General features: G+C 37.3%; 8 protein-coding genes and 1 pseudogene. 3 read left to right on the top strand and 6 right to left on the bottom strand.

Translation table 11 applies throughout. The annotated features are described in order from the left end of the window. A pseudogene (locus NL42_RS14960) lies at positions 1–152 on the top strand (DUF3106 domain-containing protein); the annotation flags it as partial. A 99-nt stretch (positions 153–251) separates the two neighbouring features. Here NL42_RS14960 and NL42_RS14955 read toward each other — a convergent pair. The 4 genes from NL42_RS14955 to cxpE form a co-directional block, all read right to left on the bottom strand. Next, entirely contained in the window at positions 252–2,669 is a 2,418-nt protein-coding gene (locus tag NL42_RS14955; RefSeq protein WP_461313339.1) for a CSLREA domain-containing protein, read from the bottom strand. A gap of 15 nt (positions 2,670–2,684) precedes the next feature. Next, complete coding sequence (gene rbtA, locus NL42_RS14950) at positions 2,685–4,535, bottom strand: rhombotarget A (protein ID WP_461313338.1); 1,851 nt, start codon at positions 4,533–4,535, stop codon at positions 2,685–2,687. A gap of 334 nt (positions 4,536–4,869) precedes the next feature. After that, on the bottom strand, positions 4,870–5,568 hold the full coding sequence (gene hda / locus NL42_RS14945) for a DnaA regulatory inactivator Hda (RefSeq protein ID WP_003650214.1): 699 nt from the start codon (positions 5,566–5,568) through the stop codon (positions 4,870–4,872). Positions 5,569–5,588: 20 nt separating this feature from the next. Further along, positions 5,589–6,785, bottom strand: coding sequence for a chloramphenicol efflux transporter CxpE (gene cxpE / locus NL42_RS14940; protein WP_461313337.1), 1,197 nt, complete (start codon positions 6,783–6,785; stop codon positions 5,589–5,591). A 135-nt stretch (positions 6,786–6,920) separates the two neighbouring features. Between cxpE and purM the strand changes: the two genes are divergently transcribed. Next, positions 6,921–7,991 carry a phosphoribosylformylglycinamidine cyclo-ligase gene (gene purM / locus NL42_RS14935; RefSeq protein ID WP_461313336.1) on the top strand — a complete coding sequence of 357 codons (1,071 nt, stop codon included), beginning with the start codon at positions 6,921–6,923 and terminating at the stop codon, positions 7,989–7,991. Beyond that, positions 7,988–8,617 (top strand): phosphoribosylglycinamide formyltransferase, encoded by a 630-nt coding sequence (purN, locus tag NL42_RS14930; protein WP_461313335.1) that lies wholly within the window; start codon positions 7,988–7,990, stop codon positions 8,615–8,617. The genes purM and purN overlap by 4 nt, the downstream gene beginning before the upstream one ends. Before the next feature lie 67 nt (positions 8,618–8,684). Here the strand turns inward: purN and NL42_RS14925 are convergent, their stop codons facing one another. Continuing rightward, positions 8,685–9,494, bottom strand: a complete 810-nt coding sequence (locus NL42_RS14925; RefSeq protein ID WP_461313334.1) for an alpha/beta fold hydrolase — start codon at positions 9,492–9,494, stop codon at positions 8,685–8,687. Between the two features lie 21 nt (positions 9,495–9,515). After that, positions 9,516–10,532: a signal peptide peptidase SppA gene (gene sppA / locus NL42_RS14920; protein WP_461313333.1), complete on the bottom strand. Its 1,017-nt coding sequence runs from the start codon at positions 10,530–10,532 to the stop codon at positions 9,516–9,518. Positions 10,533–10,589 lie beyond the last annotated feature (57 nt).

Raw genomic sequence — 10,589 nt, 5'->3', positions numbered from 1 at the left:
TCCCCGATGCTGAAAAAGAAAAAATGCGTGAAGCATGGCAAAAAATGAGTACGCAAGAGCGTAATGATTTACGCCAGCGCATGCTTAAAGCGAATGGTGAAGAAAGAACAGCTATTCGTGAAGAGTATATGAACAAGTATTTAGAACATTAATCTAAGTATGTGAAGCTCACACCGCAAGTTTCATAACTTATATAGATTCTAGTTTCTATAAAAAAGCCTCCAACTGGAGGCTTTTTTATTTTATATCGTTTATTTACGGTAGCGTCTATAGATCGCTAAACCAAGTAAGGATGCTATAGAAAAAATTCCTAAACTTCCCCCACCACCGCCACCACTTCGAGAATCATCTGTAGTAGTTGCGGTACTTATTAGATTAATTGTCCCAGGTTTCGCTGAAATTAATCCATTAGCATCATAGACATTATAAGATAGTGTATCGTTAAAAGTGTTAAAGACATTTTTTGCTTGAATATAAATATTACCACCGTAACATGTATTTTTACTGTCTTTACCAGGACAAGGCCCTTCTCGATCTGCCTTAACGACCGTAAAAATTCCATCTTTTGAAGCTTTGCTTGGTAAATAAATTGGTAAGTCCGCAAATTGAGGCTTATCAGGCTTTGTAATAAGTGTACTAACTGGCCCATCACCATCATCATTCGCATATTTGAGTAAATTCAAAGGAATCATTTCATTTGCTAAATACTTAAAAGTTACTGTGCCATCTCCAGAAACAGGAGCAATATTTGCAAATTTTGCTTTAATTAATCCACTACTAAGTTCCACACCAGCTTTAGTTGTAATTGTATATTTACAAAATTCATTAGTTGTACTTGAAGTAACATCATCATCGACACGATAAAAAAGAATTTGCTGTACGGTTGGATTCCACACACATCTCTGGTTTTTCTTAGTTTCTGTTTTAGGAGTTAAATCTTCTACTTTTTGCGCCACACCCAAAGGTTCTGCTTTAACATTATAATCAGCCGTATTAAAAAACTTTAACACATGGTTACTGTCTTCAGTTGGTAGAGGAAAACCATAATTTTTTAAATCTATATAAATTGCTCGATATTTTGTATTTACATGAGCCGTATCATTTTTAAATTTATCGAGTAAATCCTTAAATTCAGCTAAACGAACTTTATAGTAAACGATAAAGTTTGATGGCGTAGTTGGATCTTTGAGCAGGCTATCATACAAATCATAGCTTTTTTGATATGTCTCTATTAAAGTCGTAAATGAAATATTACCTAAACCTTCTAGATCACCTGCCGTAAGTTTCATCAACTCAACCGAACCAATATCACAACTATTTTTATTTAAAGTTTGATAATAGTATGTATTACTTACCAACCTAGCTAACCCACGCTGATCTTGAGTCTGGCAAGTAACTTTATTTTCTGAATCTACATCAATTAAATCTGGCTCTGAAAAATTATTTTTAGGATAGTAAATTGGTAAAAAACCATTATTTTCATTAGGTCCTTTTAAAGGCTCTAATAAAGTATTTAAAGTATTATTTTTTACATCAATATTAGTATTACCTGTAGGAACTACTTCTTTGGGTACATCACATTTAGGCGCATTGCCTGTTAAGTTTAAAGCATTAAACCTCAAGTCTAGTCCAGTATCTTTTTCCTCAGCTGCTGCCCCAAGTAAATATCGGCAAGCATAAGCCCCTTCATTAAAAGCTAATACATTAAAATCTAAATTTTTATCACCTAATTTATCATATAAAAAAGTTGTGTTTGCAGAGTTCTCAACAATCGTATTATTTTGCAATGTTAAACTACTAGCCGAACTTAAATTACTGGTTTGATTTTTTGATGGATCAGCATCACCTGTAAATTTAAGAATACTACCATTGGTTAGACTCGCAATATTTTGTGCGATTGTATTATTTGTAAAGGATGCTGTAGGGCTACCACAAAAATTAAAAGCACTTATTGAACTAGTCGATCCATTATTAACAAAACTATTTGAATCCAATGATATAGTACGTGCGCTATATGAAGTATTAAACATACAACTCATTGCGAGAATACTACCTTCAGTTGAAGTCTGGCCATTGTTTTGAATTAAAGAATGACTCATCGTTAAACTGGCAGTATTACCGCCAAGGTAAATTGCTCCACCTTTAGAGGCCTGTGAGTTTAATATCTGACTATTTTTTAGAGTTACATCAGCGCCAGCATAAATTGCACCACCAGACTCAGTACTTTTACCATTTTCCAAAATAATATTAGTTAATGTTAAAGGTTGCTGGTAAACAGCCGTATTAAAGATACGTGATTTTCCCCCAGCATTTATACGAGTTTCAAGCGCTTTTTGGGCTGGATAGTCATTAGTTAGAACTCCTTTTCGCTCCCAATCCGTCGCTTCTTTCCCAATAATATTCAAACCGATTTTAGGGGTTAATTCTTTATTTAAGGTGTAAGTACCACCTTCTAGTTGAATTGTGTAGTTTGCATCAATTGCAGAAACCTGACATCCCCCATAAGATTTACGCATTTCAGCTGCTGTAATAGCTTCACGTAGAGAACATGCATTCATGTTCTCATTATCCTCATCAGCAAATGTTGTAACTTTTATTGTTGTTTGAGCCATTAAAGGCATTGCTGCGATAACAGTAATTACACCCAGCGCTTTTTGATAATTTTTCATAGCCCACATCCCTGTTTATGACTTGAAACGGCGTAATGCAATTAATCCAAATAACCCTAAAATTAAACCACCGCCTATACTTCCCCCACCGCCAGTACTCACAGATTTATCTTCAATTCCAGATAAAGGCTCCTGAACAATTCTTGTTGGGATAGTAATATATTGAAACTCTTCACCCTCATTAAAACGAGATACGCTAGTAATCACCTGAATACTAAAGATATCTGCGCCATGCCAATTTCCATTTGGCGTATAAATCACATTACCATTTTGATCTAAGGTTATACTACCTTTTGAAACTGGAGTATCTGTGCTTTGTCTAACTTTAAGACATCCTGGTTGCCAGTCTTTGCCATCAGCACGCGCACCAAACAAGCGCTTACACGTAGCAGGCGTAACCAAATCAGCTTCACTTAAAGAACCTAAAATACCGAATTTTGCAACTTGGCCATATTTAATATCTTGACCAACTGAAGAGACTTCACTATCTACAATATATTCGATTGCACCTAAATCGCAGAGTTCATCATATCCACTTCGACTCTTACCACGTTGATCATATCTTTCACAACTCGCTAAACCAATTGAAGAGCCATCACTATAAAGACGTCCTTTATTAATGATCAATGATTCAGCTAAATTTTTATAATTCTCAAGTAATCGTGGTCTAAAGAAACCCAGAAAGCTATTTTTTGGCGTGTTATAAGGGCATAACAATCCATTTTGAGCAGTTACATCGCACACACCTTCATCTGTATCTCCCGCAATTAATTTTTCATTAGCAGGATAAAGAATATTAGGAAGCTTTGAGGTCGCATTTCGGTTACATTCAGCAGTAACCAAATTACTTTGTATAATTGCTTTATCGGTTGTAGCTACCTGACAATTTAGAGTATTCCCTACTAATATACTGTTTGAAACAGAAGCATTTCCTTGAGGGGCATCAAGAAATAGTCCTTTGTCATTTTTAATCATAGTAATGTTATTCACAAACATTCCATCTCGGATATTTGCAATAAAACCACCTTTATTATGAAAAATTGTACTATTACTTAATCCAATAGCACGTGAAGTTAAATAACCTCCAGTACTTTCATCTGCAAACTTAGTTTGAACATACAATAAGGCATTATCTGCGGATGTAACTTCATTATCACGTAAAACAGATTGAGTAATATAATAAAGAGGCATTTCACTATATAAAACTGCTCCCTGACTCGCTTTATTATTCTGTATTAAATTATTGGTAAGGGTAACTGTACCAGCTGTTCTTGTCGTATTAGATAAATTACCAGCATTATAAATTGCACCACCACGGGTAGCATAACCATTAAGCAAACGTGAATTTTTAATAATTAATTGTTCATGGTTATAAATTAATCCTCCATCTAATGCCGAAGTGTTAGGGCCTGCACCTTGTAAATTTAGATCACTCAAAGAGACAGAGAACGAGGCTTTTTCAACATTATTATCATCAATTTTAAACAGGCGGTCTGTACCCGCCATTTTAATGCTAGCGTTATGAGTCCCCGGAGCATCATTATCAATAAAACTTGAGTCACTCTCTGTAAGAATATTTAGAGCACCTGTAATTGTTATACTTTCATTCAATGCATATTCTTTATCACGCTTTAAAATAATGTTTGAAGAGGCGTCTTTACCTCCGCATCCATGATAACCAGTTGCATATTTTTCGACATCAGCAGCATTGGAAGATGCTCGATAATTAAGAAATTGTACAGCCTCACGCAACGTACATAGCGTATCGTCTTTATCTTCATCAATTAAGCTTGTGACTTGAATATCGGCAGAATAAGCGTGTCCAGCAGCAGCCAATAAAGCAAAAGCAATGCTCCGTTTGAGCATACCCATCTCCTTACATCTTTTTCATTTTTTTTGTCAATATTGCAAAATTTCCGCTTTTGCAATCGCATCCTTTGTGCGTACTTTGTCACAGCAAGTAGAATTTCTCAAGACATTTTGGTCGGTCTGTAGAGTCATTTTTGAACCAGATTACAAAAAGCTTCATACATTTAAAAAACTTTTTTAAATACAAAAATGTGAATATTTACTAATTAGAAGGAAATTTAAAAAGATATAGAGGTAAGTGCTCTGAAATTAGAAATCTTGTGCCATACACTCTATTTTTAATAGTTTTTTATGTGCGCAGGTGAGGCAATAATACAAGATTAAAAAATATCTATTGTTGATATTCATCAATCAAAGCATAAATTTGTCTTAAAGTTGCATTCGAAAGTTTTGTTTTTTCGCCTTTGAGCAGTTTTTCTAATTGGGCAACTGTCTGTAGCAAAAGTGAAGCCTGATGAGGGCCGTGTAACAATAAATAGTCAACAATTTGCTGATCAAAATGAATACCACGTCTAGACATTACAGATGTAACCAAAGCATAGCGATCCGCATATAAACTTCCACTCGGCACTTTAACACTGACAGCTTGTGTAAGTCGTGACTGCAAATCTGGTAATTCCAACTTTAATTCTATAGGCGCTACACGCGAAGAAAATACTAACTGTCCTTCGTGATTATTCATTAAATGAAAGACAGCTTTTTGCCAATGAGGCACACCACTAATCGATTCAATATCATCCAAAGCAACAAGGTCATAATGCTCTAAAGAAGTAATTGCTTCGATAGGAGCATCAAGGAGTTCAAGCAAAGAAACTTTAATTGCAGATTTGCCTATTTCTAAATAAGAATCACAAATTGCAGAAAGTAAATGACTCTTACCTGTCCCTGCTCCACCGTAGATGTAAAACCTACTTACCAGACCAGCATGTAGTTGACGCACAGCATCGACTACATTCCCCCAACTCGGTCCCGAAAAATCACTAATTCGGGCATCAAGTTGAGGTTCTATATCCAGTTGGAGTTGACGCATATATTGAATTAACCTTGAAATTATTTCTGGTCAGATGGTTTCAGTCTATCTGTATCTTGCTGTGTTTTAACCTCAAGATCAAGCTTAGTGCTTTCAGTTTCTACATGAATTTGCTCAATATTGCCGCCTTCTTGTATCAATAAAGTAGAAGGTGGAGCATAAAGTGAGCTTCTTTCATAATTCTCTCTTAAATGCTTCAACAACACCACAATAACAGCAGCAACAGGCAATGCAATCAACATTCCCAAGAAACCGGCAAGCTGTGCACCCGCCAATACGGCAAAAACAACTGCTACAGGAGATAAACCAATTTTATCGCCCAGTAGGAATGGCTGTAGAATATAACCTTCTACCGCTTGGCCAATCATAAAAACTATGCCAACGAGTAATAGATGCATCCAGTCCAATCCGAACTGGAACAAGCTAGCAATAACAGCCGCAATAATACCTACGGCAAATCCTAAATAAGGAATAATACTGGCAAGACCAGCCACCATACCAATAATAAGACCAACTTCCAAACCAATGAGCTGCAAACCAACTGCGTATACTACGCCGAGCAATAGCATGACGAGAAACTGACCTTTAACAAACGCTCCTAAAACGCTATGACATTCGCTAACGATCTGTAAAGTAGTTGCTTCATATGGGCGTGGAATGAGACGACGTAAGTTTTGTAACATACGGTCCCAGTCTAGTAAAAAATAAAAAGCAATAATTGGAATTAAAACAACTGTTCCACCGATCTGAATAAAATTGAGACCTGATTGTGCAAGCTTTAATAGGACAGCTTGAATACTATCGGCACTGTAATTTGTCTGAACGTAATCCATGACAGCTTTGGACATTTGATCTGTATCAATTTCCATTTGCTGAACATTAAATGTTGAAGAAACCCATGGCAATAGTTCTGCATTAATCCAGTGAATACCTGCTGGAATGCTATCTCGGGCGTAAACCAATTGTTTCCAGATCAGAGGAACCAAATACCAGAGTGCAATAGTTAAGGTTACACCGATTCCTATAAAAACCACACTAATTGCTAACCAGCGAGGTAATTTGATTTTTACCAGGACATCAACAAGTGGACTGAATAAATAAGCCAGGAAAAAAGCACCGATAAAAGGAATGACTACAGGCTTGAGTAAGTACAATACCCATACCAGCAATACAATACCTGCGAGTAAAAGAATACGGCGCAGTATACGATCTTGCATAAAATCTAGCCTTTTTTGATTTAATCGTTATAAATGAAAAAATATTTTTATTAAAGATAGCATTTTCGAGCATAAATAACATAAGAGTTTCGTATATTCAGGTTATAATCTGCCGCCAATGCGGAGACTTCATTTATGAGCAACTCAACTTCTACCCCAAATACCGGTTTAAGCTACAAAGATGCGGGTGTCGACATTGAAGCGGGCGACGCACTGGTCGATCGTATCAAGTCAGTCGCTAAACGTACAAGTCGTCCTGAAGTAATGGGCGGTCTTGGTGGCTTTGGTGCACTATGCAAAATTCCTAAAGGTTATGAAGAGCCTGTTTTAGTTTCTGGAACTGATGGTGTAGGAACTAAATTACGTTTGGCGCTTAATCTTAATCGTCATGACACAATCGGCCAAGATCTTGTGGCTATGTGTGTAAATGATCTTTTAGTTTGTGGTGCAGAACCATTATTCTTCCTTGATTACTACGCAACTGGTCACTTAAATGTTGACGTTGCTGCAAATGTTGTTACGGGTATTGGTAAAGGTTGTGAGCTTGCAGGTTGCGCACTTGTAGGTGGTGAAACCGCAGAAATGCCAGGCATGTATGAAGGCGAAGATTACGATCTTGCTGGTTTTGCTGTTGGTGTTGTTGAGCAAAGCAAAATTATTGATGGCTCTAAAGTAAAGTCTGGTGACGTACTTATCGGTGTTGCATCAAGTGGTGCTCACTCGAATGGTTACTCATTACTACGTAAAATCTTAGACGTTAAAAACGTTGATTTAACTCAAGTAATTGATGGTCGGCCTCTTGCAGACGTTGCAATGGAACCAACACGTATCTATGTAAAACCAGTTCTTGAACTTTGCAAACAAGTTGATGTACATGCTATGGCACACATCACTGGTGGCGGTTTACCGGGTAACTTACCACGTGTATTACCAAATGGTGCTCAAGCAGTCATTGATGAAGCTTCGTGGGAATGGTCTGAATTATTCCAACTTCTACAACGCGAAGGCAATGTAGAACGCTTTGAAATGTACCGTACGTTTAACTGTGGCGTAGGCATGGTCATTGCTGTTGATGTAAATGATGCAGAAAAAGCAATTGAAGTGCTTAATGCTCAAGGTGAAAAAGCTTGGAAAATTGGACATATCCAAGAAAATGCTGAATCAGTGGAAGGTGCAGACGAAAAAATTCGTGTGATCTTTGCATGATAAAAATTGCTGTTCTAGTCTCTGGGAACGGCAGTAATTTACAAGCCTTGATAGATGCAAATCTATCAGGGCAAATTGTAGGTGTACTGTCTAATAAAGCAGATGCTTATGCCCTAGAGCGTGCTCAAAAAGCCAATATTGCTACGGCAGTTATTTCCCATAAAGACTTTCCAACTCGTGAAGTGTTTGATGAAGCAATGCATCAACAGCTCTTGGCTTGGCAAGTGGATGTGATTATTTTAGCCGGTTTCATGCGCATTTTAACTCCCACCTTTGTCAACAAATGGCAAGGGAAAATGCTGAACATACACCCCTCACTTCTTCCAGCTTATAAAGGTGTGAATACTCATCAACGTGTTTTAAACACAGGTGATCGTTTACATGGTTGTACCGTACACTTTGTAACTGCAGAACTGGATTCTGGTCAATCAATTGCCCAATCCGCTATTTCAGTTAAAGAACATGATACTGCCGCTTCATTAGCAAATCGAGTGCATACACTTGAACACTTTATCTACCCACAAGTAGCAGAGTGGTTATGTAACGGTCAACTTACATGGAAAAATGGTCAAGCTTATTTCCGTGATCAAGTTCTTGAACACCCTATTCGTTTTGCAAATTGGTAAAACTTTTTACTTAAAAGCAAAAATAAAAAAGGACATGCCAGCATGTCCTTTTTTATAAGTCTAAAAATTAATTTGGCTGATGATGAATCAATTTCTTTATAGCATTCACTGTATCAATAGGATGTTCTAGAGGAAACATATGCCCACCCTCAACCACAGTAAACGGAATTCCCATTTTTCGCTTTGCCATTTGAGGAAAGCCTCTTTTTAAGAAATCACTTCCTTTACCTACCACTAAATGCACAGGCATTTTAGGTTTTGGCATAGGCAGCCACCACCAAGAAGGATTTTTACGGAAAATTGCAACTTCATCCTCACGAGAAATCGTTAAAGTTACTCCACCGCGAACCGAATCTTCTTTCAAAGCATAGTCGATGTAGGCTTGAAAACAATCTTCATCAAAATCTTTATAGAAACCTTTAGGACGTAATAACTCAGCAGCCTGCTCTCTCGATTCCCAATGTTCACGACGGCGTGCAGATAAACCCGCTGGTGTCATTGCATCAACTAATTTAGGACGGAATAGTTTTGCCATATGAAAAGCAAATGAATATCGCCCCAAAATAAGAGGCGGGTCTAACATAATCACTTGAGAAAAGAGTTCAGGACGCTGAAAAGATGCCATCAACGTTAAAACCGAACCAAGAGAATGCCCAAGTCCAATAACTTTACGTCCTTTCGCCTGCCGCACAATGCTGTCAATCACCTGATCAACCAAAGCAGGCCAATGATTCGTCACAGGATAACGTTTATCAGGACCAATCAAGGGAACATAAATAATGTCATATTCCCCTTTCAACTGGTCAAACAGTTTTTGATACACTTTTGAAGGTACGCCATTAGCATGAGCAAAGTGTATAACTGGTTTCATTGACATACCGCTATCCTAAAACAGATTTTATTGTAATTTTGCGCTTTGACGAGTCTGCACTTCTTGAGCAATTGATTCACTTACCCCTTGCCCTATTTGTGCACCCATACGACCTAAAATTGATTGTAATGGGTTACGCTCAATTGTGTAGTCAACTTTATTATCAAGCTTTAGTTCACGCATCAAGCTCGTAATGTTACCTGAACGGTCAGCAACACCTAACTGGATTGCTTGTTCACCAGTCCAGAATAAACCAGAAAAAATAGCTGGATCATTTGATTTTAAACGCTTTCCACGCCCTTCTTTAACTGCAGTGATAAAGTGAGTATGAACATTATCAAGAACAGATTGAATATGTTGCTTTTGCACAGGATCAATCGGTTTTGTCATACTTAAAATGTCTTTATTCGTTCCTGCCGTTAAAGTACGATCTTCAATGCCAAGTTTTTGAGCTAAACCAGTAATCCCATAGTTCGGCATAATGACACCAATTGAACCGACTAAACTCGATGGATTCACAATAATTTCATCAGCAGCAGACGCAATATAATACGCACCTGAAGCACCCATATCACCAATCACTGCATAGACTTTTTTGTCAGGGTGTTCTTTTTTCAAATAGCGAATTTCTTGCCAGATTTCATCAGACTGAACTGGAGAACCGCCAGGTGAGTTAATATTAAGTGCAATAGCTTTACTATTTGAAGCTTCAAAAGCACGCTTAAGCGCTTTATTCGTATCTTCACTATTGACCGCTTGATTACTCGAAGCATCAATAGTTCCAATAATATCTACTACTGCCAAATGAGCGCTACTGCTATTTACAGCAGAGCCTTCTTTGCTGGTTGAACAGCCTTTACCCATGAGTACAACAATGAATAACAAATAAATAAAAGTTAATGTTTTAAAGAAGATACCCCAACGACGGCTACGACGCTGTTCCTCGACTGAAGCAAGTACAGCCTTCTCAAGAATTTGCCATTCTGGTCCATTTTGTTTAGGGCTTATAGGTTCATTTTGTGGTTTTGGTGGCCAATCGGACATAAAATTCCAATCCAAATTAATCTAAAATGATGTCATTATATACGTTGATTTGATAAA

This window comes from Acinetobacter sp. GN11, assembly GCF_054823985.1.
The sequence above is the reverse complement of the archived record's forward strand: the minus strand, read 5'-3'. Positions and strand labels throughout refer to the sequence as shown.